Consider the following 21,905-nt stretch of genomic DNA (forward strand, 5'->3'; position numbering starts at 1 on the left):
AATTAAGGTCGAACTGTTCATTTGTATGATTGTTTTTCCAGTATAGTGCGAGGTTTTATTGAATTAAGCAATAAACAAATTGTTATCTACATTGTTACTTTGATAAAAGCGAAAAAATAATCAATAAGATGACACTTTTTATACATTTTTTATCTATATGAATTTTAAGGGGTAATTTGGATTCTCATTTCGTCAGCTATAGTCTGATTGCTTAATAAATGTCATATTTAGTTATTTTGTTGTGGCGATCTTGTTAATTATTGTGTAATGTTTGCTCTAGACATGACAGCGTTGTCATTCCTTAGGGGAATGGTTATGGACTCAAAACGATAATAAAGTTATGGAAGGGAAACGAAGATGCGACCATCTACCTTTAAAAGAAACCTACTAGCGACAAATATTGCCATCTTACTGGGCAGTGCGATGAGCATGAGTGCAGTGGCAGAAGAAGTTCAAGAAGACAATATTGAGAAGATTGAGGTGCGTGGTATGCGCGCTTCGTTAAAAGCTTCTGTAAATGAAAAGCGTTTTGCCAATTCGGTAGTTGATGCTGTCACTGCTGAAGATATTGGTAAATTTCCAGATGGTGACGTGGGTGAGTCACTAGGGCGTATTCCAGGTGTATCTGTTAACCGTCAATTTGGCCAAGGTTCACAAGTTTCAATTCGTGGTGCTTCTAGCCGCTTAACTCGCACGTTACTCAACGGTCATTCAGTTGCATCAACCGGTTGGTATGATCAACAAGAGATTGACCGTAGTTTTAACTACAGTTTACTGCCGCCTGAAATGGTTGGTGCGATTATTGTGCACAAATCATCTACAGCGGATCTACCTGAAGGCGGTGTAGGCGGAACAGTCATTGTTGAAACTCGTAAACCTTTGGAACTTGAGGCAAATACTGTATTTCTTAGCGCCAAGGGTGATTACGGCACCATTTCAGAAGAAACCGATCCGGAATTTTCAGGTTTGTATAGCTGGGCAAATGAAGATGAGAGCTTTGGTTTCTTAGTCTCTGCGGCCGCTTCTGAAACGAATTACCAGCGTAATGGTATTGAATCATTAGTAGGTTGGGGTGACATTGTTCCTTCAACATTTGAGCAAGAACGTGAACGCACTGCATTAAATGCTGCTTTCCAATATCGTCCAACCGATAATTTAAGCTTTGGTTTAAATTTAATGTCGCTTGATATGAAAGCGAACAATGCCAACACCTCATTATTTGTCATGTTCCCTGATGATAAAGATGCGGCTTGTGAGCAACGTAACGCATCTGGTACTTGTACTTTCTATCGTCGTGATGGCCAAGGTCAAAACCCAGGTTGGGCTCAAACTTGGGCTCGTCAAGCTAGCATGGATTCAAATACGGTTGACTTCGACTTTGAATATGAAGCAGATAACTTCACCCTAGAAGGTCGTGTCGGTAATACTAAATCTGAAGGTGGTACTGACTTAACTTCCAACTATGGTTTCTGGTTAGGTACAGCTGCTGACTACGCAGGTACTTATGATGCGACTGGTGACGTGATTAAAATTGACGTTGCTAATAAGAACTTCACCGCAGATGACTTTGGTGGCCCACTATCGCCAGCGGGTTGGTCTTTGAAAAAACAACCTAACTCAGATGAAGAAACTTACGCACAATTTGATGTAACGATTCCAGTAGAGCTAGGGGCAATTACCTCATTTAAAACCGGTGCGCGTTATGCCGATCACGATGTTACTCAGTTAACACTACCAGCAAATTTGGTTGATGGTGTAGAAGGCAAAGATGCATCAGCTTATTACTCTGGTCAGGTTTCATCGGGGGCTGGTTATACTCTACCTAAGCCAAATCTAGATGCGATGTTGGGTGATGCCCATGCTGCAATTGATAGCTTTTCTACAGATGGTGCAGTCTACAAGTCTGGTTACGGCACCATTAATGAAAAGAACTTAGCACTATATTTAATGGCAAATTTTGAATCGGAAGGTATCCGCGGTAACTTTGGTTTACGCTATATCTCTACAGATGCTGAGTCTGACTATTATGCATTACAATCAGATGGCTCATATGCCGACAATATCAGTACCAATAAAGCCAGCTATGATGATGTATTACCAAGCTTGAACGTGATTTTTGATGTGGCTGATGATGTGATTATTCGTACCTCTGCCTCACAAGTTATTTCACGCCCTAACTATGCAGACATGTTTGCATCATCTGCGCTAGTGGGTTATGCAGATGGCACTGCAGGTAACGAAGTCCTTAATACTGGTAATGTTGGTCTATTACCATATAAAGCAACACAAGCAGATGTTGGTGTTGAGTGGTACTTCAGCCCAGATGGTTTAGCGAGTGCAACTTATTTCATTAAAGACATTAGCTCATTCGTCACTACTGACCAGATCCTTAATCAAGAAATTGGCATTATAGACCCAGATTCAGGTGCTGATGATTGGACTGTTTCCAGTCGTACCAATGGTACTGGTGGCGTGATTAAAGGTATTGAGCTGCAGTTGCAAGATGCATTCGATAATGGTTTTGGTTACTCAGCTAACTATACCTTTGCTGACTCAGATGCCCCTGCAGAGAATTACCCTGATGCAGTAAGCGTATTCTCTGATTCTTCGAAGCACACCGTTAACCTAGTTGGTTTCTATGAGATGGAAGATTTCACTGCTCGTGTAGCTTATAACTGGCGAAGTGAGTATATGATCCGCGAATTGCCTTTCTTCTACGGTAACCGTGAACATGAAGCATATGGCACACTTGATTTAAGTGCTAGCTACAACATCACTGACTGGATTGGTGTGACATTTGAAGTGGTTAACCTACTTGAAGAAGATAGTATTCAAAAAGGCATTGCACCATCAAGTGCTGAGGTTAAACCAGAATTGAAAGATGGCTACCCAGCTTGGAGTTTTGAAGGTGAAGCGCGTTACCAGTTAGGTGTTAACTTACGATTCTAAAACAGTTGAATCTTGTTAAAAATTCAAAAGCCTAGCATCAGCTGGGCTTTTGTGTTTTAAGTGGATATCAATTGAGCGGTTTAAAATGATAATAATAAAGGTAGCCATATGACGATAACTAAAGTGGCCATTGTTGGTGGAGGAACAGCAGGCTGGTTAGCTGCTAATCACTTAGGCTTACAATTACAAGAGACTGAAATAACAGTGACTGTGATTGAGTCACCAGATATTCCAGCAATCGGTGTTGGCGAAGGTACTGTTCCCGCCATTAGACAAACCCTGAAAAAGTTTGGCATTAGTGAAACTCAATTTATAAGAGAGTGTGATGTTACTTTTAAGCAGTCGATAAAATTTATCAATTGGTTAGACAAACATCAGCACGGCAGTGGTAATTTCTATCATCATCTTTTTGAAAACCCACAACGATTTGGAGAGCAATTGGCCAGTCAATGGCTGGATGCTAATCACAGTCAACAACGAGCTGTTAATCCATTTGCTCAGTGTGTATCGCCCCAATTTAGCGCTGTTGAACAAAACAAAGCCCCGAAAACCATTACAACCCCTGAATATGAGTCCGTTCTGGCTTATGCCTATCATCTCAACGCGGCCAAATTCGCTCGCCTTTTAGCTGACAATGCTAAGTCAAAGTTTGCTGTTCGCCATCAGCTTGAGAATGTTATTGATGCTCATTTACACACCAATGGCGCAATAAAGTCATTAGTGTTAGATAAAAGCGGTGAGCAGGCATTTGATTTTTACATAGACTGCAGTGGTTTTGAGTCAGTTCTACACGATAAAGTGCTGCGGGCAGAGTTTGTTGATAAATCATCACAACTATTGGTTAATCAAGCTATTGTTGCTCAAGTGCCCACTGAGCCTGATAGTGAAATACCACCTTATACCAAGGCGACTGCCCATAAGGCTGGTTGGATATGGGATATAGCGCTAACCCATCGCCGCGGCGTGGGATTAGTGTATTCAGATAATTATATGCCTAAATCAACTGCTGAAGATAAGATGGCGCAATACTTAGGTGATAATGCCGATATCAGCACACGGCAAATTCCTATGAAAGTCGGCTATCGTAAACAGTTTTGGTATCACAATTGTGTGGCATTAGGGCTAGCACAAGGCTTTTTAGAACCCATTGAAGCCACATCTATTTTACTCACTGACTTTGCTAGCCATTATCTTGCATCACGCTTTCCAAAGCATGGAAATCAAATCCCAATGCTACGCGACAGGTTTAATAAAACCATGACTTACGCATGGGAGCGGGTGGTTGAGTTTGCCAAAATGCATTATTGCTTATCCGATAGAAATGACAGCCCATTTTGGATTGATAATCGCTTGCCAGAAACGATACCTGAACCACTCAGGCAGAGGCTTGAAATGTGGCAACATCAGCCACCGATAACCGATGATTTTTTCTCGCGTTTTGAAGTGTTCAATTTAGATAATTATCAATATGTGTTGTACGGCATGCAATTTCAGAATCAGATGCAAAAACGTCACCTCCAAGCGTCACAAAATGCGTTTGATAGAGTCAGTCAGGTGGCGCTACAGCTTTCACTGCAATTGCCAGAGCATCGCCAACTATTGCAAAAAATTAATCAATTTGGGTTACAAAAAGTATAATTTGCGTTTTTTTTATACGAATAATGGCGTCATTCGAAGATATAGCTAAATTAGCTTGAAATTCGCAGTTAACTTGGTAGTTTCAGGTAAGTTTAATTGGATTAAAAGAAAGCATCCATACTCATAGCATAACTATGCTTGCAAGGATGCGATAACTAGGAGTTAAGATGTCAAACCCAATCACATTACTAGATCATGCTAAACATGGCGATTTGAAAGTGGGAGCAACTGATTTTGCTCATGTTGCAGAGCAACACATTATGCCTATTTCTTTGCATGAAATTGCCCGTGCAGGTACTGAATACCCAGTCGTATTTGTAAAGAACTCGGACTCTGGCGAGTTTCAATCTGTTGTGATGCTTGGCCTAAAGCCAGGTCAAAACTTAAGTGTTAAAGATGGCAAGTGGCAAGGCCTATATGTCCCGGCCGTTATCCGTGACTACCCATTAGGTTTAGTACTAAATCCAGATGTAAAAGACAAAGTTTGGATTGGTATTCGTGAAGAAGCTAAAGAGCTAACTAAAGAAGAAGGCCAGGCGTTATTTGAAGGTGAAAAAGAAACACCGTTTCTTGAAGCACGTAAAAAAGCGCTAATAGAGCACTTCGAGCAAGATCAAGCAACGCGTAATATTCTAGCATTCTTAGCTGAAAAAGAGCTACTGATCAGTCAAACCATTACCGTTGAAGTTAATGGTGAAAAACGTAATATCAATGGTTTATACATCATTGATGAGAAGAAACTAAATGAAATGCCAAATGAAGAGTTCTTAGCGTTAAGAGAGCGTGGCTTATTAGGCCCAATCTTCGGTCACTTAGCTTCTATGAATCAAATTAATCGTTTAGCCCGTACTGAAGGTCAAGCTTAATCACGATACATATTCGTGTGGTGATGAGTTAGTTATCGCTAAATAAAACGCCAGTGAAGTACTGGCGTTTTTTATGCCCGAAGTTATCCCTAAACTGTCTTTGCGACTAATTAAGTACCAACATCACAGCACCCGTTAAGATAATCCAAAAAGCAAAAAATAGTTTTAATCGAGTGATAGAAAACCACAGCGCAATACGTTTAGCATACAAGCCACCAATCATTGCTCCAGGGCCTGCAAACAACAGCACATCAAATTGAGTCTCACCTGAAAGGGCAAAACTCAATGGACTCATAGACCATACTGTTATAGCACTCACCACTACACCTGTCGCAATTGCCAGTTTTGTGCAATATCCTCTAAGCATTAGATAAATGACGATAATCTCTCCCACGCCCACTGAAAGCCATGAAGTGATAATGCCACCAATAAAACTGATGAGCATTATCATAAATATATCAAGACGGTGATATGTTTGGCTGAGGTTGTTTCCGAGATTGCTATTAAGAGTAGAAGAGCCAGGGCGCATCCCATGCCAAATAATAATGATCCCAAGCACAATAGAAAACCAGCTGAAACTGGTATGCAGTGATACAGGCGCTGCAATCTGGGCAACGTTACTACTCCATAAACCCGCAATAGAGCATAAAGCACCAACTATCACGAAACGATAAAATGCTTGCCATGTTGCATCATGCTGGTGGTGAGCTAAATAGTGCCATATCCAGGTAATCGCCCCCACAGTCATGCCAAAGCATTGTATGGCAAAAGAGGTTGAAACCATTTGTTCTGGCGACATACCCAGTGCAGAAAACACAGGTATAAATATGACACCGCCACCTGCGCCAGTCGAATTGGCAAAGATAGCACCAAGCACACCTAAAAATACAAAGCCGCTGTGGCTGATAAGTAGCTCATTGAGTTGTTCAAATTGTAGTGCCCAAATACACCAAACAATCGGGATGATAGCCAACAACACGCTGAAAAATGGCCTTTTCGACAGGAATGACTTAGCGGAATTTACCAACTTGCCTCCGTATTATTATTGTTTTTATTTGAATGTTTATCTGTTGAAAATTAAACAAGTGGTAATGACTATAGGATATTTACCCGTATCAAAATATTGCAAACCTCTTTTTAATCACCAGCTTGATTGCAATATACCTTGGGTAAAGACAAGGTAAAACCGAATATGTGGCCAGCTTGCAAAATAATTGTCAGAAAAGTGTAGATTTTAAACAGCAAATTGGGTAAATTAATCAATGACAGCGTTGTCATTGATTTGTGGTAACCTGTTTCTACTTGGTGAATAAAGGTCATTCATCAAGGTGACGCATATTGAGCTTCCGTCGGCTTGATATGCTTTTTTATACTTTTAGTCTCTCCCCAGAAACGAGTATAAGCTGGGTACATTTTTTATGTCCCAGCTATTTTTTTATGCATGGTTCGCGTATTTATGCACTTATGTCTCTATGATGCTGTAGAGAGTCATTAATATTGAAGCTGCTTGGTTTTGATAACAGGTACAAAAGACAATGAACAGCGAGTTCAGCTTGGGGAGCAGTTTGTAAGAAACTAAGGCTTGAGCATACACAATAATAAAGCTGTCCATCAGCATCAAGACAGTAAACTTGCTATTAATCATGGCGAGTTTTAGGGATAACCCGTTAAGACTTAAGAGGGAAATATGAGAGTCTCATTCGCCATAACAGCACTTGTCATTGCGCTAGGTAGCGCATCTTGTAGTCAATCTATCGATAAGCAATCCTCCAACTCGGCAGTTGAAACAGTTGCTCAATGGTCGCAATCTTCATTAAATCAGTTTGCTGATACGCTTAGTGTGACTTACCGCATTGTCACTAATGTTCCCTCTGAGGCTTGTGCCAGCGACGCAAAAGCGGACGAACGTTGTTTTATTGCTGAAATTGATTTGACGCCTGCTGACCCACTCACTGATTTAGTAGAGCTTACAAATAAGCACTGGCAAATTTATTTCAGCCAAATGCGTCCGGTTTTAGATGTGTTAACAGATGATTTTGACATTGAACGAATTAAAGGTGATTTGCATCGAATTACCCCAACGGATTCATTTTCTGGTTTTGAAGCGGGCAAAACCGTTACTTTGCGTTTCAGAGGTGAGTTATGGCAGTTGTCTGAAACTGACCCTATGCCGAATTATTATATTGTGGCCACAGACAATACTGAATTAACCCCAGCAGTGATCAGCAGCACTAGGCTGGTAACCGATCCACTGACACAATTAGAGCAACGTCCTTATGTTGAGGCATTTACTTCAGCATCAAAACAATATCAGCGAACTGCTACGGATAACTTACCTTGGGCAACAGCAGGGGTATTGTTTGAACAAAACGCGCAGCTTTCAATGCAGAAATCGCATTTGGACAATTCTATTTTGCCTACACCACTTAAGCAGGTAACACATGCAAATCAAGCTAAAGCCGATCTTAGTTTAGGCTTAGATACAAGCAAGGTTGATTTTTCAGCAGTGAACACTTCTGCAAAGCAAATTCAAGCGGCCCTTGAAAGGCTTACTGTGCTAGGTGTTAGTCAAAGTGCCGAAGGTATTCCACTAGTATTAGCAGCTTTAAATGAAGCCGATATGATTAATGGCCAATACAAGCTAGATGTGTCAAGTCAACGTATCATGATCCAGGCTAATGACCCCAGTGGTTTCTCATATGCATTAGCTTCAATTCAATCTGTGTTAGGCACTGACTCTCTCGCTATTGCAGCCATGACAGTTGAAGATAAACCGCGATATGACTTTCGCGGCATGCATATTGATGTAGGCCGTAACTTTCATAGTAAAGCCTCGATTTTTAAACTGATTGATCAAATGGCCAGTTTTAAGCTCAATAAATTGCATTTACACATGGCTGACGATGAAGGTTGGCGATTAGAGATAGATGGCTTGCCAGAGCTGACAGACATTGGTAGTAAACGATGCCATGATCTTAGTGAGCAGCACTGCTTGTTGCCACAGTTAGGCAGTGGCCCTTTTGCCGATGCCAGTGTAAATGGCTATTACACTAAGCAAGATTATATCGATATTCTGCATTATGCCGACGATAGGCAGATTACAGTGATCCCTTCAATGGATATGCCTGGACACTCAAGAGCGGCAATGGTCGCCATGCAAGCGCGCTATAATCGCTTAATGGCTATTGGTGAAGTGGAAAACGCAAATCGTTATGTTCTTGATGATCCACAAGATAAAACGGTGTACTCATCAGTACAGTACTATGATGACAACACCTTAAACGTGTGCCTAGAGTCGACCTATGCTTTTGTCGATAAAGTGATTGATGAAATAGCTAAGCTGCATCAACAAGCGGGTATTCCTTTACAAACCTATCATATCGGTGCAGATGAAACGGCTGGTGCTTGGCTAGAATCGCCAGCTTGTCAGCAGTTTGTTGCCCAATCAGATCAGATTAATTCGTTAGCTGAATTAGGCCCTTACTTTATTGAACGGGTAGCCAATATGTTAGCTGACAAAGGCATTCAACCAGCGGGGTGGAGTGATGGTATGAGTCATACTCGTGTTGAGAACATGCCTGGTAACTCACAGTCAAATGCTTGGGATGTGCTGGCACATGATGGGTATAAACGTATTCATCAGCAGGCTAACAATGGCTGGTTGACGGTATTGAGTAACCCTGAAGCCTTGTATTTTGACTTCCCATATGAAGCCGACCCTAAAGAACATGGCTACTACTGGGCTGCACGCGCGTTAAATACTCAAAAACTGTTTAGCTTCATGACAGGCAATCTACCTGCAAACGCTGAGCAATGGCGTAACATCGAAAATAATCCATTTGTGGCTGATGATCGCGTGCAAACTAATGAACAAGGACAGCGAGTTTCTGGCCCGCTTGAGAAACAACGCAGCGTGGCAGGTATTCAAGGCCAGTTATGGAGTGAGACTATTCGCAGTCCTCAGCAATTAGAGTATATGATTTTCCCTAGAATTTTGATGGTGGCGGAGCGTGGTTGGCATCAACCAGAGTGGGAAGTGCCTTATCAATATGCAGGTGCTGTTTATGACCAGAATACAACAAACTTCACTGATAAAATGCGACAGCAGCAGGCGAGTCAATGGCAAAGCATAGCCAATCATATTGGCCATAAAACCTTAGCCAAGTTAGATAAATTTGCTATTAATTACCGTTTACCAACTGTTGGTGCGAAGGTGCAAGCAGGGCAGTTACATACCAATATTGCCTTTCCCGGTTTAACTGTTGAGTATCGCCAGCTAGAAGGTGATTGGCTGGTATATCAACAGCCCATTGCTGTGAAGGGAAGTGTTGAGGTTCGCGCGGTATCACCAAATGGTCAGCGCCGTGGAAGAAGCTTAACTGTGTCACACTAATGTTGAGTTAAAGCCTTTGATGTTTTCATGATGTTTAAGTTGATCCACAGTGGAGTCCAATCCACTGTGGATTTAACAGCGGTTCTTACTTACCCCCTAATGCTATTAAAAGTATTGGATTAGATACCTAAATAATTAAGTAATATCTTTAATGAAAACAGAGTGATAAAACTCTTAATCAAAATAATTCAAAAAACAAATGACAGCGTTGTCATTTTGGGTGTAACATACTCTTAACGTATTTCGTCAGGTCCAATAAAGAGACACTCAAAAAGACGAAACGAGCAATCAAAAGAGGGAAACCATGACAATCAATCAAAGCAAGCTGTCACAGCTTTACATCGGCATCGATGGTGGCGGTAGCAAATGTCGTGCAACCATTTACTGTTTTGACAAAGGCGTACTTGGTTCGGGGGTCTCTGGTCGTGCTAACCCTTTACACGGTATAGAGCACAGCATTAATTCAATTAAGCACTCTGTTGAATTAGCCTTACAAGAAGCGCAGTTAGCACCTGAAAACCTCAAGCACATGATTGCAGGCATCGGACTCGCAGGGGTGATAATGCCTCAGCTATATCAAGCCATTAACCAATGGCGACACCCTTTCCAAGCAATGTACCTGACGACCGATTTACATACTGCCTGTATTGGGGCGCATCAAGGCAAAGATGGTGCGGTCATCATTACCGGTACCGGATCTTGTGGTTTTGCTAAAGCGGGAAATAAAACGCTGTCCATAGGTGGTCATGGCTTTGGTCTTGGCGATAAAGGCAGTGGTGCGTGGTTAGGTCAAAAAGCTGCTGAATACGCGCTGTTAGACCTTGATGGATTTGGTGATAAAACTAAATTAACCCAAGCATTGCTAACCCAGCTTAATGTACAAGATGCCATAGGCATTGTTGAGAAACTAGCAGGTCAATCTTCAAGTGAATATGCCAAGTTAGCCCGAACCGTTCTGGAGTGTGCTAAAGCACAAGATGCGGTAGCGCAGCAAATTGTTGTTGAAGGTGCTTCCTATATTAGTGAGATGGCGCGAAAGTTAATTGCATTACAAGGTGGCCGGTTTTCAATGATTGGTGGCCTTGCTGAGCCATTGCAAGCTTGGCTTGATGATGATGTGGTTGCACTCATTGAGCCGGCATTAGAACAACCTGAAATTGGTGCAGTTTACTTTGCTAAGCAGCAACATCAACACTGAGTGTAGCAGGGGACTCTAACTGCAGTATCTTTCAAAGCATTGAGTATTAACAGTCATAAACATATACGACTCTATTAGCGAGTAAGGTGGCACTGAAAAAGTGGCATTCAATAAAATATTGGAAAAGGTTTAACTATGAACACCCAAACTATCATGGAACAAGAAGCGCGCACTGCTCCTACAAAAATTGCGCAGCAACTGGTTGAAAATGCGTCTATTACCCATTCACTTGGTGAGGTGCTTCGCGACTTTGCTCCCAAATTTATTATGATTGTTGGCCGTGGTTCATCCGATCATGCGGGTGTATTTGCTAAATACCTATTTGAAATCGAGTTGGGTATACCGACATTTGCCGCAGCGCCTTCTGTTGCCAGTGTGTATGGCAAACAGTTAGCGCTTGAAGGCGGTTTAGTTATCGTTATCTCTCAATCTGGTCGAAGCCCAGATATTCTTGCGCAAGCACGCATGGCAAAAAATGCCGGTGCATTTTGTGTGGCACTCGTTAATGATGAAACTGCGCCGATTAAAGATATCGTCGATGTGGTTGTGCCACTTCGAGCAGGTGAAGAAAAAGCTGTTGCAGCGACTAAGAGTTACCTTGCAACCCTATCAGCACTATTACAAATAGCGGCTAAATGGAAACAATCTGCTGATTTAGAACAAGCGCTTGCGAGCATTCCTTCTGCATTGCAAACGGCCGTAGAGGCTGAGCCACAATTGACTGCGGATTCATTGAGTCAGGTTGAAAATCTAGTCGTACTGGGTCGAGGTTTAGGTTACGCCATTACTAAAGAAATCGCCTTAAAAATGAAAGAGGTATGCTCTATTCATGCAGAATCATTTAGTAGTGCTGAGTTTCTTCATGGCCCAGTGACTTTGGTTGAGCAAAAATTGTCAATTGTTGATGTTACCGTCGCGGATGAATCATTACAGAGCCACTTAGAGCAAGTTGACAATGTGAGACAGCGTGGGGCGGATTTAGTGCATTTACATCAGGCCGATAAAGCAATCCATCCTCGAGTTGCACCTTTGGCTGTGTTACAACGTTTCTATATCGATGTCGCAGCTGTTGCTATCGCGCGTGGTATCGACCCAGATCAACCTAAAGGGTTGAAAAAAGTGACCCAAACACTATAGCACTCTTCCTCGTTTTGATATGAAAAGGGCACCGTAATGGAACAAGGTTTTTTTGCCGACACTGTATTTGATGGTGAGCAGTACCACACCAATGTTGCAATCTCAGTTGCTGATGGCGAGATCACACAGTTTATACCCAATGTGCAGCAGTCTGATTACCCTAAAGCTTTGCACTTGAAAGGGTTATTAGCGCCGGGTTTAATTGACGTTCAGGTTAACGGTGGCGGTGGTGCCTTATTTAATGCGCAGCCTAATTTCAATAGTATTCATACTATCGGTCAAGCACACGCGCAGTTTGGCACAACCGCTTTTTTGCCTACAGTGATCACCGATGAGATTGAGGTGATGCAACAGGCTGCGGATGCTGTTGCTCATGCGCTCGCCAATAATCAAGCAGGTGTGTTGGGTATTCATTTTGAAGGACCGCATTTAAGTGTGGCGAAAAAGGGTGTACATCCGGCTCAGTTCGTTCGCGAGATCTCACCAGAAGAGTTAGCCATTTATGCCCGAGACGATCTCGGTATTAAGTTGGTCACATTAGCCCCAGAAAATGTCGCCCCTAAAGTTATCAAAGCCTTGGTCGAACTGGGGGTAATTGTGTGTTTAGGTCACTCCAATGCTGATTATCAAACGGTGCAGCAAGCCATTGATGCTGGCGCAACAGGTTTTACCCATTTGTATAATGCCATGTCACCACTGACCTCTCGCGAGCCAGGGGTAGTCGGCGCTGCGTTAGTTAATGACGATTGCTGGTGTGGCCTGATTGTTGATGGCCATCATGTTCACCCTGTTGCCGCGAAAGTTGCGTTGAAGTCAAAGCCGCAAGGCAAAATGATGTTGGTGACTGATGCAATGCCGCCAGTAGGAATGTCAGAGGACGCCAGTTTTGAGCTGTTTGGTACTCAGGTCATTCGCCAAGGGGATCGGCTAAACGCACCGAGCGGTGAACTTGCTGGCTGTGTGTTAGACATGATTGGTGCAGTTAATAATAGTGTCGATATGCTCGGCGTATCTGAAGCTGAAGCGTTACGTATGGCATCCTTATATCCAGCTCAGTTTATGAACTTAACAAACTACGGACGCTTAAAAGTCGGCCTGCAGGCCAGTTGGGTGGTATTAGATAACCAACGTCAGGTTTGCCAAACCTGGATTGAGGGTCAAGTAGTGTTTAACCAACAGCTGGTGGATTAGCCTGTGACGACTGAATCTCAATCTAACCATCTGCGGGCAAAACGGCCACAGCCAAAGCCGCGTTTGCAATCTCTCGATGCGTTGCGTGGGTTTGATATGTTTTGGATCTTGGGCGCTGAAGGATTATTTGCAGCCTTGTTTGTGTTAACCGGCTGGGCAGGATGGCAATGGTTTGATGCGCAAATGCATCATAGTGCTTGGCATGGAATGACATTCTACGATTTGATTTTCCCTCTGTTTATTTTCTTATCTGGTGTGGCATTGGGATTGTCTGTAAAGCGCTTAGATCAACAACCTTGGTCACAACGAAAACCAGTCTACGTGCATGCGATTAAACGCTTATTACTGCTGCTAATACTGGGTGTGATTTATAACCATGGCTGGGGTGGTGGAATACCTGCTGAGCTCAGCCAAATACGCTATTCAAGTGTACTTGCCCGTATTGCATTTGCTTGGTTTATTGCAGCAATGTTGGTGTGGCACACCTCTCTACGTACTCAGGTGATCACCGTTGTTGGCTTATTAGTGGGTTACAGTGTGCTGTTAATGTTGGTACCAGTGCCTAATGGCGAGGCTGGGCAATTGACTCTGGAAGGTAGCATTAATACATACATAGACAGTCTACTTAGACCGGGTATCAGCTATCAAAATCTGCCTTTAGACCCGGAAGGTGTGTTGTCACATATTCCTGCTGCAGTGAATGCAATTGTTGGCAGTTTTGTTGGCCGCTTTATTGTATCGCAGCAGCCCAAAGGCGAGTGGTTTAAAGCTGCCATGTTGGCTCTTTCTGGTGTTATTGCCATTGCGTTGGGCTATGGCTTGTCAGGTGTTATACCAATCAATAAAAGCCTGTGGACCAGTACATTTGTCCTTGTAACACTTGGCTGGAGCATGCTGATATTGGCGGTATTTTACAGCATGATTGATATTCTTAAATGGCGAAAGTGGGCATTTGGTTTTGTTGTTATTGGCACAAATGCCATCATCATTTATCTCGCGACGAGTTTAATCAACTGGCAGTATTTGGCCCAAAGCCTGTTTGGCGGCGTGATTAATGCAGTCCCTGAGGTTGTTCAGCCATTACTTACTGTGTGTACATTACTTGTCGTGCAGTGGCTTGCCTTGTATTGGCTATATAAACGTAAGATTTTTATTCGAATTTAGTGGCTTTTGATAGCGAGAGTGATTCTGAAGTTGCCAAATAAGCAGTGATGCTAAGCAAAATGACAGCGTTATCTTTAGTGGAATATCTGTAGTATTCTGCTTGGATAAAGGTTAACCATCAAGTTGTAGGTTAATGATGGCTGCCAATAATAAAGATAATTAATAAAGAGCAGAAATATGGAAATGACAGCAACGACTCAACAGAAACGAAATAGCTTTGTACCCATGGCCATTGTCGCCGTGCTATTTTTCATCCTTGGTTTTGCGACTTGGCTTAACGGCTCTTTAATGCCGTACCTTAAGCAGATCCTGCAACTTACCCCTTTTCAAGCATCATTGATTTTATTCTCATTTTATATCGCGGTGACCTTCACAGCATTGCCATCTGCGTGGGTGATTAGGCGAGTAGGATATAAAAATGGCATGGCACTAGGCATGGCAATCATGATGGTGGCTGGCTTGTTGTTTATTCCTGCAGCTCAAACTCAAGTATTTGCTTTGTTTTTGTTAGCGCAATTAGTGATGGGAACTGGGCAAACCTTGCTGCAAACGGCAGTTAACCCTTACGTGGTGCGTTTAGGGCCTGAAGAGTCTGCCGCGGCACGTGTCAGTGTGATGGGTATTTTGAATAAAGGTGCTGGTGTTATTGCGCCTTTGGTGTTTACTGCGCTGATCTTAGATAGCTTCAAAGATCGTGTTGGCACGGAATTAAGCCAAACACAAATTGACGAGATGGCTAATGGCCTCATTTTACCTTACCTGGGCATGGCATTATTTATTGGTATCTTGGCATTTGCTGTGAAGAAATCACCTTTGCCAGAACTTGAGCAAGAACAAGAGCAAGAAAGTACACAAGGGCAAACAAAAGCAGCTTTAGCACATCCAAGCCTTGCATTAGGTGTTGTTGCGCTATTTGTTTATGTCGCGGTGGAAGTGATTGCGGGTGACACTATTGGTACTTTTGCGTTATCACTTGGGGTGGAAAATTATGGTGTTATGACCTCATACACCATGCTTTGTATGGTACTTGGCTATATTCTTGGCATTATTTGTATTCCACGTTTCATTTCTCAACCTAAGGCGTTAATGATCAGCGCGATTCTCGGTGTTATTTTGACGCTGGCGATAGTATTTGGCAGTAATGACTCTTATGCCATTGCCAGTGTACTGTTAGTGCCATTTGGTGGCGCGAATCTACCAGATACCTTATTGCTGATTGCTTTCTTAGGATTAGCAAATGCCATTGTGTGGCCTGCTGTATGGCCATTAGCGTTATCAGGCCTTGGACAGTTAACCAGTACCGGATCTGCGTTATTAATTATGGGGATTGCGGGTGGTGCATTTGGGCCATTATTCTGGGGGCTTGCAAGCTCTGGTGAATCATTAGGTATGCAAGGTGGCTATATAGTCATGTTGCCTTGTTACTTGTTCATCTTATTTTATGCCGTGAAAGGCCACAAAATGAAATCTTGGTCAAAGTGATAAGCAATTAGCCGATCACCTACTTTCAAATAACAGATAAAAGCCAAGCAAATGCTTGGCTTTTTAATGGGTTTGCTTGAATCAACAAAAAGTGATTGTGGGTTGTTAAAACCGCTTAGGGTAAATTTCTTTTCATCACAGCGACAAACATCCCATCGCAGTTAGCCTGTTGTGGCCATACCGTGAGCATGTCTGCATCCGTTTGTGTAAAAGGGTGTGCAACTGTCTGTAAGCTATAAGTTTCGTTATTTTGTAAAAACGAATCGACAACTTGTTGGTTTTCAATTGGTGATAATGAGCAAGTTGCGTACACCAATTTACCGCCCAACTTAACCGCTTTGGCACTGCGAGTTAAAATATCTAACTGTAGTGAGGCTTTATCGTCTACGCAGCTTCTGTCATCTAACCAACGCATATCAGGGTTGCGACGCCAAGTACCAATACAACTACAAGGCGCATCGACTAGCACGCCATCAAAACCTTCTTCTGAAACGGGAAGTACATCAGATTGCCATGGTGCAGTGTTAATGTGATTAAACTTGGCTCTTTTGGCTCTTTTATGTAGCTCTTCCAGTGGTTTACGGCGTATATCTGAGGCGGTAATACGCCCTTGAGATTGAGAGGATTGCTGCTGCATTAACGAGCGAAGTTGTAATGTTTTTCCGCCTGCGCCAGAGCAGGTATCCCACCAATGTTCATCGGCTTGAGGCTGACAAATTTGGCCAATGACTTGAGAGCCCAAATCTTGAATTTCAATCAGGCCTTGTTGGTAACATTGACTTGCATTGAAGTTGATACTCTTAGTACCTAAATTCAGCGCATCACTAAAATATTCACTGGGCTGCGCCTGAAGCCCTTCTTGATCAAGCTGTTTGATAACATCATCGCGATTTTGACGTTGTGCGCGTGCCCAAATGGGGGGGCGTGTGCTCAAGGCTTGAATAAGCTCAATTCTGTCTTGCTGCTGTTCTACTGGGCACACCTCCCAAAACCAAGCGGGTACCAATTGTTCAATGACGACTTCTTGTCGACTAGTTTGAGTAAATGTTGCTTGCAGCTCAATCACTAGACGGCTCGTGTCAGTTGTCTGAATAATAGGGTTCGTGTTCTGTTGCTCGAGTTGTGGATAAAAGGCATCTAGCTGGTCGAGTTTACCGCTTAAGGTTAACCAAGCTTGACTGACAGGCAGCCAAGGGTGTTGCTCGAGTGCAGAGGCGTAACTTAAGATGAGTAAAGCGTCTTGTGCCTGACTCATATCACCTAATTGCTTCAACCAACCCCACCAACGAAATAGGCTAAACAAACTCTCACGGATCACTTTGCGATCTTTGGAACCATGCTTTTTATGTTCACGAAAATACTCAGCTAGGCAGCGATCTGCTGGCATTTTTTTATTCATAATTTGAGTAAACAGTTGCGTCACTGTGGTGGCGTAACTCAAGGCTCTTTTTTGTTGGCCATTGCTGACCGTGATATCAACAAAACTGGGGGCAGTTAAGTTTTGGCTAACGTGTGTTTGAGTCATTTATAAATCTTTGGCGAGCTTGGAAGATGTGTATGAGGCTAAGTTTATCATGTTGCGCAGATAACGGCATAAAAACTGCTAGGCCTAGAAAACGAAAATGCTGCAAACAGTTTTAACCGTGTGCAGCATTTACGATGGTACTTGGAAAAAGCAGTAATGAATTCGGTTATTTCATAATCACTTCATTAGGGGAGTGAGAAATGATTAGTCAGCTTGATGTTCAAAGGTTCGACCTTGATGAGGCTTGGTTGGTTGACCAAATTGCGTCGCCCGTCTAAAGCCTTGCTCACGTTCAACATTCGGGTGGTGTTCGAATGCATCTGCCGACTGCGCTGCTTTCATTTTTGCTAATGCCCACTTTCGGCCAAATAAACTGAAAGTAATAAAGCTAATCGCGACAAACAGCAATAAGAATGGTAGCAGTGCAATTGATACCATCATAATGGCAATAAACGTTAGCACAGCGAGTACTGCAGGCATATTGTTGAAAAGCTTTTTGGGATGAAATGCCTTAAACAAATGATTCAAGTTCATTGAGTATCCTTAATAACGAAGATTAATCAAAAACAGTTGTTGATTATTCAATGTCGTCATAATGCATCGATATGACATAAAATGTCATGTTAATCTTCGTTAATCTTACGATTGATTCGGTACACTAGGGTCTGTTGATCTTTGCTGATTAGATTTTGTTCGAATTAAAAGCACTTTAATCGCGGCGTGAGCGATGACGTCTAGTCATCTAAACAAACTCGCTCACAACAAAGAGTAAAGTGCTTTTAAACGAACCTTACAGGCAGCACTTGTTGTCATTTCTACTGCGTTAACGACTTATCATGTGGAATAACCACACATCAAAGTCGTTGCCTTGTATAAATCTCCAACAAGTTGCTGCAAAAATAATCTTGAAAGATCAACAGACCCTAGCTACTGTTTCAGCATTGCCTAATAATCTAAATCTAACGCAAAACATAAATAGGCCATCAGTTGTTGCACTTGTCCATACTCCTTTACGCATGTGTCGATAAAGTCATCAGCATAAACTTGTTCAGGTGTCAGTGGCTTAATGGCGATAAAATCTTTGCGTTTAAGCTCACCAATTAAAGGGTGTTGTTTATCAAATCCCCTTGGCGGTCTGATCAAGCTGCTACCTGAGAGCTCAAAACCTGCTGCTGTCAGTTGCGATAATGCTTTTTTGTAACCATTAGGGTTTTCATCAATACAATGACGGATAGCGTTGAGGGCTTTTGATTCTGGGTGCCAAATGCCAGCTCCGAGAAAGCAACCATCATTGGCAATATGTACATATAACCCTGGCGCATGCACATCTTTGCCTTGGAAATGGCGAAATTGAATACCAACATTGAGCTTATAAGGGGATTTGTCTTTACTAAAGCGGCTATCTCGCTGTGGGCGCATCATGCTGCCACCTACTTTTTTAGGCACAGCGGTTAAGCGAGGTGACATCTCAAGAATATGCGGTTTCATTGCTTCAATGAATGCTAATGCTGGTGTTCTCACTTGTGATTCGTATTGGGCTTGGTTAGCTTTAAACCACTCGCGCTCATTGTTATCACTTAATGTGTGCAAGAACTCAAATGTTTGCTTGGAAAACATGCTTCCCCTTGTTTGTCGATTGGGAAGTGTGCCACAGTTTGTATTACTATTTCATCAATGTTAGGTGAAATTCCCCTTTTTCTGATTGTATAATTATGACTCAACAGCATGCTTACATGTGCTATTGCTGACTAAATTGATTCGCGAATAGAAGGAGCGTCAATGACTAAGTCAACGCTAAAAGTTGTCGGCTGGCAAGAGTGGGCGATCTTTCCAGAAATTAATTATGAGCGCATTAAGATGAAAGTCGACACGGGGGCAAAAACCTCTTGTTTGCATGCGTTCAAAATTGAGCCTTTTACGCAAGAAGGCAAGCCATGGATAAAAGTGTGGCTACATCCCCAGCAAGATTCCCACCGAGAAGTGGTATGCAACTTCGCGGTATTTGATCGCAGAAACGTGAAAGACTCAGGTGGACACGTTACTCAACGCTATGTGATAAAAACCCCAGTGGTTATAGGTCAGCAGCAGTTTGATATTGAACTGACGTTAACTGCTCGAGATAACATGCAATTTCGTATGCTGCTAGGTAGGCGTGCACTAGATGGCCGTTATTTAGTCGACTCTTCTGCTTCGTTTTTGCTAGGCAAATAACTCGTAAGCTTATTCAAGCTTAAATCGCTCAACTGAGTTTGTCAGCGAATGGGCCAGCTCATTGAGTTCCTGGCTGCGCTGCGCCATAGATTGTGACTCAATGGCATTTTGCTCCGCGGCCTGCGCTGTTTGCGTCATCGTGTGTTCAATGTCTTGGCTATATTGTAATTGTTGATGACTTGCACTGGTAATATCTTGGCTCATTGCATTGATGGTTTGTAGCGCCGACTCAATCTGTTCAATAGCATCGTGTAGAGATTGGCTCTGGTTCACACATTCTGTGGCTTGACTCTGGCCATTTGAAATTGCGTTTACGGCTTGACCTGTTTCATGTTGCAGCGCAGTGATCATCGTTTGGATTTCAGCAGTAGACGATTGAGTGCGTGACGCTAGTGAACGAACCTCATCAGCAACGACCGCAAACCCGCGTCCATGCTCGCCAGCTCTAGCGGCCTCAATGGCAGCATTTAGTGCGAGCAAATTTGTTTGCTCTGCAATTGCGCTAATGGTGACTAAAATACCACCAATATCCTCACTGTGACGACTCAGCTTAGCCATGATAGTCACTGAGTCTTGTAAGCCGCTTGATAGCTGTTCAATGCGAAGACGGTTGGTGTCGGCAATGGATTTGACCTGCGCGCCTTGAGTCGAAGCCAGTTGGATTTGTTGTTCTGCATCTGCGGTTTGATGGTTCACTTGAGTTGAACTGTTATGAATTTGCTCTGCAAGGTGTTTTGCCTGGCTGATTTGTTCAATTTGATGCTCAGCTTTTTCTGCGAGTTTTTGACCTTGTTGCTGTGAGTTAATTGCAGAGTCATCCAGCATATGTGCATCTTTATCTATTTGACGCAGCAAGTGAGTTAAGTCGTCTGATAGTTTGTTGATGTTATCCATCAAGGCACCAAATTCATCATCATTGCGCTTATTAATTCGTCGACTTAAATCACCACTGGCAATACGATCTAACGATTTATTCACCGCAGTTAACGGTCCAAGCATAGCTTTAGAGGTAAAGTAATAAATCAGAATAGCCATAATAGAAAAAACGACCGCCATTGCCATTACTAGAGTTTGCGCGGTGCTCACCAGATCGCTTCCAGCCAGTTGTAATTGATTAAAGCGGCTGTTAGCAAGTTCTACTAAATTGTCGAGCTGGTTATTACAGGCGACAAATGCTTGGTTGCTTGTTTGGTAACTTTGTTGAGCCGCTGATAGATGCTCAATGACTTTTAATTGAGCTTGGTAGAGTGTTCCTGGCTGTTCGACCATGGTGAGGATCTGCGCTAAGTTGGTATCAAAATCAGACAGGATTTGTGATAAATCAAGTGGTGCAGATTGCTGTTTAAGGTATTGAGCGTAAGTGGACAGGTTACCCAGCAAAATAGCAACGTCTTGTTGGTGGTTTAACAGGGTTTGTTGATTATCAATTCGGCCTAATTCATTGATTGTATTACCCAAGGTATACAGCATGTCATCGATTCGAATACCGGTACCAATAATTTCTTCTAGTAACGACATGTCGTCAGCGCTCACTTCAACTAGCTCCAAATCAATCATATTGTCACTGGTCATGTTGTTAACTTGGATAAACTGCTGTGCTAAAGCGGCAAATTGTTGCTTAGCCTCCACAACAGCAAGTTTGGCGTTGAATACATTGTTTGATTCTAGTTGAAAAGCCTCGAAAGACTGCGTGGCTTGATTGAGGCTTTGTTGCATATTAGGCTGCTGTGCGACTTTTTCTGAAAGACTTGACTGGTTTAGTTGGTAATCCGCTAGACGTGATTGAAACTGCTGATAGCTTTCAGCAATGTCGTTTTGGTCTGTTTGAGAAAAAGCGAGGCTGGTCACTTTCGCCATTCTTAGTAAGGTATTTTGCAGCTCATTGGACTGACTTTGTACGGGTACTGCGATGGATTCTATGTTGTGGTTCGCGGCTTGGATCTGACTTAAAGAACGGTAGAAAAAACTACTACCAGCAATGAGAAGTAGGGCGATAGCAGCAAAGCCTAATGCTATTTTCTGTTTGATAGTAAAAGTAAACATAGCCAATCACCTAGCTAGTTTTGTCAACACTTAAAAACCAGTGATGAACAAAGCCGTCTTAATGCTATTATTTTGTTTAACCTACGATTGAAAATTAAATAGATCAAC

The 21,905-nt window shown here is 42.6% G+C and carries 15 protein-coding genes; 10 read left to right on the forward strand and 5 right to left on the reverse strand.

Annotated elements, in window-relative coordinates:
• Window positions 1-357: 357 nt before the first annotated feature.
• The 3 genes from ACHUGF_RS05450 (at window position 358) to ACHUGF_RS05460 (ending at window position 5,453) form a co-directional block, all read left to right on the forward strand.
• Window positions 358-2,949, forward strand: a complete 2,592-nt coding sequence (locus ACHUGF_RS05450; RefSeq protein WP_394129764.1) for a TonB-dependent receptor — start codon at window positions 358-360, stop codon at window positions 2,947-2,949.
• A 108-nt stretch (window positions 2,950-3,057) separates the two neighbouring features.
• Window positions 3,058-4,587 (forward strand): tryptophan halogenase family protein, encoded by a 1,530-nt coding sequence (locus tag ACHUGF_RS05455; RefSeq protein WP_394129765.1) that lies wholly within the window; start codon window positions 3,058-3,060, stop codon window positions 4,585-4,587.
• A 167-nt stretch (window positions 4,588-4,754) separates the two neighbouring features.
• Window positions 4,755-5,453, forward strand: coding sequence for a SapC family protein (locus ACHUGF_RS05460; RefSeq protein WP_394129766.1), 699 nt, complete (start codon window positions 4,755-4,757; stop codon window positions 5,451-5,453).
• Between the two features lie 106 nt (window positions 5,454-5,559).
• Here the strand turns inward: ACHUGF_RS05460 and ACHUGF_RS05465 are convergent, their stop codons facing one another.
• Window positions 5,560-6,480 (reverse strand): sulfite exporter TauE/SafE family protein, encoded by a 921-nt coding sequence (locus ACHUGF_RS05465; protein ID WP_394129767.1) that lies wholly within the window; start codon window positions 6,478-6,480, stop codon window positions 5,560-5,562.
• A 660-nt stretch (window positions 6,481-7,140) separates the two neighbouring features.
• Between ACHUGF_RS05465 and ACHUGF_RS05470 the strand changes: the two genes are divergently transcribed.
• The 6 genes from ACHUGF_RS05470 to nagP all read left to right on the forward strand — a co-directional run bounded on the left by ACHUGF_RS05470 (window position 7,141) and on the right by nagP (window position 16,018).
• Window positions 7,141-9,846, forward strand: coding sequence for a family 20 glycosylhydrolase (locus ACHUGF_RS05470; RefSeq protein WP_394129768.1), 2,706 nt, complete (start codon window positions 7,141-7,143; stop codon window positions 9,844-9,846).
• A gap of 304 nt (window positions 9,847-10,150) precedes the next feature.
• Window positions 10,151-11,044: an N-acetylglucosamine kinase gene (gene nagK / locus ACHUGF_RS05475; RefSeq protein WP_394129769.1), complete on the forward strand. Its 894-nt coding sequence runs from the start codon at window positions 10,151-10,153 to the stop codon at window positions 11,042-11,044.
• 135 nt (window positions 11,045-11,179) lie between these two features.
• Window positions 11,180-12,181 carry a glucosamine-6-phosphate deaminase NagB-II gene (nagB-II, locus tag ACHUGF_RS05480; protein WP_394129770.1) on the forward strand — a complete coding sequence of 334 codons (1,002 nt, stop codon included), beginning with the start codon at window positions 11,180-11,182 and terminating at the stop codon, window positions 12,179-12,181.
• 36 nt (window positions 12,182-12,217) lie between these two features.
• On the forward strand, window positions 12,218-13,372 hold the full coding sequence (gene nagA / locus ACHUGF_RS05485) for an N-acetylglucosamine-6-phosphate deacetylase (protein ID WP_394129771.1): 1,155 nt from the start codon (window positions 12,218-12,220) through the stop codon (window positions 13,370-13,372).
• A gap of 3 nt (window positions 13,373-13,375) precedes the next feature.
• Window positions 13,376-14,536 (forward strand): transmembrane glucosamine N-acetyltransferase NagX, encoded by a 1,161-nt coding sequence (gene nagX / locus ACHUGF_RS05490; protein WP_394129772.1) that lies wholly within the window; start codon window positions 13,376-13,378, stop codon window positions 14,534-14,536.
• 183 nt (window positions 14,537-14,719) lie between these two features.
• Entirely contained in the window at window positions 14,720-16,018 is a 1,299-nt protein-coding gene (gene nagP, locus ACHUGF_RS05495; protein WP_394129867.1) for an N-acetylglucosamine MFS transporter NagP, read from the forward strand.
• Between the two features lie 115 nt (window positions 16,019-16,133).
• On the opposite strand, the gene ACHUGF_RS05500 is transcribed toward nagP, so the two are convergent.
• From ACHUGF_RS05500 to ACHUGF_RS05510, 3 genes are all read right to left on the reverse strand, one after another.
• Complete coding sequence (locus tag ACHUGF_RS05500) at window positions 16,134-17,543, reverse strand: RsmB/NOP family class I SAM-dependent RNA methyltransferase (RefSeq protein WP_394129773.1); 1,410 nt, start codon at window positions 17,541-17,543, stop codon at window positions 16,134-16,136.
• Between the two features lie 204 nt (window positions 17,544-17,747).
• Complete coding sequence (locus tag ACHUGF_RS05505) at window positions 17,748-18,077, reverse strand: hypothetical protein (RefSeq protein WP_394129774.1); 330 nt, start codon at window positions 18,075-18,077, stop codon at window positions 17,748-17,750.
• A 411-nt stretch (window positions 18,078-18,488) separates the two neighbouring features.
• On the reverse strand, window positions 18,489-19,160 hold the full coding sequence (locus tag ACHUGF_RS05510; RefSeq protein WP_394129775.1) for a DUF2461 domain-containing protein: 672 nt from the start codon (window positions 19,158-19,160) through the stop codon (window positions 18,489-18,491).
• 162 nt (window positions 19,161-19,322) lie between these two features.
• Between ACHUGF_RS05510 and ACHUGF_RS05515 the strand changes: the two genes are divergently transcribed.
• Window positions 19,323-19,754, forward strand: a complete 432-nt coding sequence (locus ACHUGF_RS05515; protein ID WP_394129776.1) for an ATP-dependent zinc protease family protein — start codon at window positions 19,323-19,325, stop codon at window positions 19,752-19,754.
• Window positions 19,755-19,763: 9 nt separating this feature from the next.
• Here the strand turns inward: ACHUGF_RS05515 and ACHUGF_RS05520 are convergent, their stop codons facing one another.
• Entirely contained in the window at window positions 19,764-21,797 is a 2,034-nt protein-coding gene (locus ACHUGF_RS05520; protein WP_394129777.1) for a methyl-accepting chemotaxis protein, read from the reverse strand.
• Window positions 21,798-21,905: the final 108 nt, after the last annotated feature.

Origin of the sequence: Shewanella maritima, assembly GCF_043643735.1 — a bacterium.
Taxonomy (GTDB): Bacteria; Pseudomonadota; Gammaproteobacteria; order Enterobacterales; family Shewanellaceae; genus Shewanella; species Shewanella maritima_A.

Bases quoted from the DNA above. Each gene is read 5' to 3' on its own strand.
- ACHUGF_RS05500 (WP_394129773.1), bottom strand. From the start codon at position 17,543: ATGACTCAAACACACGTTAGCCAAAACTTAACTGCCCCCAGTTTTGTT.
- ACHUGF_RS05470 (WP_394129768.1), top strand. From the start codon at position 7,141: ATGAGAGTCTCATTCGCCATAACAGCACTTGTCATTGCGCTAGGTAGC.
- nagA (WP_394129771.1), top strand. From the start codon at position 12,218: ATGGAACAAGGTTTTTTTGCCGACACTGTATTTGATGGTGAGCAGTAC.
- ACHUGF_RS05510 (WP_394129775.1), bottom strand. From the start codon at position 19,160: ATGTTTTCCAAGCAAACATTTGAGTTCTTGCACACATTAAGTGATAAC.
- ACHUGF_RS05450 (WP_394129764.1), top strand. From the start codon at position 358: ATGCGACCATCTACCTTTAAAAGAAACCTACTAGCGACAAATATTGCC.
- ACHUGF_RS05460 (WP_394129766.1), top strand. From the start codon at position 4,755: ATGTCAAACCCAATCACATTACTAGATCATGCTAAACATGGCGATTTG.
- nagB-II (WP_394129770.1), top strand. From the start codon at position 11,180: ATGAACACCCAAACTATCATGGAACAAGAAGCGCGCACTGCTCCTACA.
- nagK (WP_394129769.1), top strand. From the start codon at position 10,151: ATGACAATCAATCAAAGCAAGCTGTCACAGCTTTACATCGGCATCGAT.
- nagP (WP_394129867.1), top strand. From the start codon at position 14,720: ATGACAGCAACGACTCAACAGAAACGAAATAGCTTTGTACCCATGGCC.
- ACHUGF_RS05520 (WP_394129777.1), bottom strand. From the start codon at position 21,797: ATGTTTACTTTTACTATCAAACAGAAAATAGCATTAGGCTTTGCTGCT.
- ACHUGF_RS05515 (WP_394129776.1), top strand. From the start codon at position 19,323: ATGACTAAGTCAACGCTAAAAGTTGTCGGCTGGCAAGAGTGGGCGATC.
- ACHUGF_RS05505 (WP_394129774.1), bottom strand. From the start codon at position 18,077: ATGAACTTGAATCATTTGTTTAAGGCATTTCATCCCAAAAAGCTTTTC.
- ACHUGF_RS05455 (WP_394129765.1), top strand. From the start codon at position 3,058: ATGACGATAACTAAAGTGGCCATTGTTGGTGGAGGAACAGCAGGCTGG.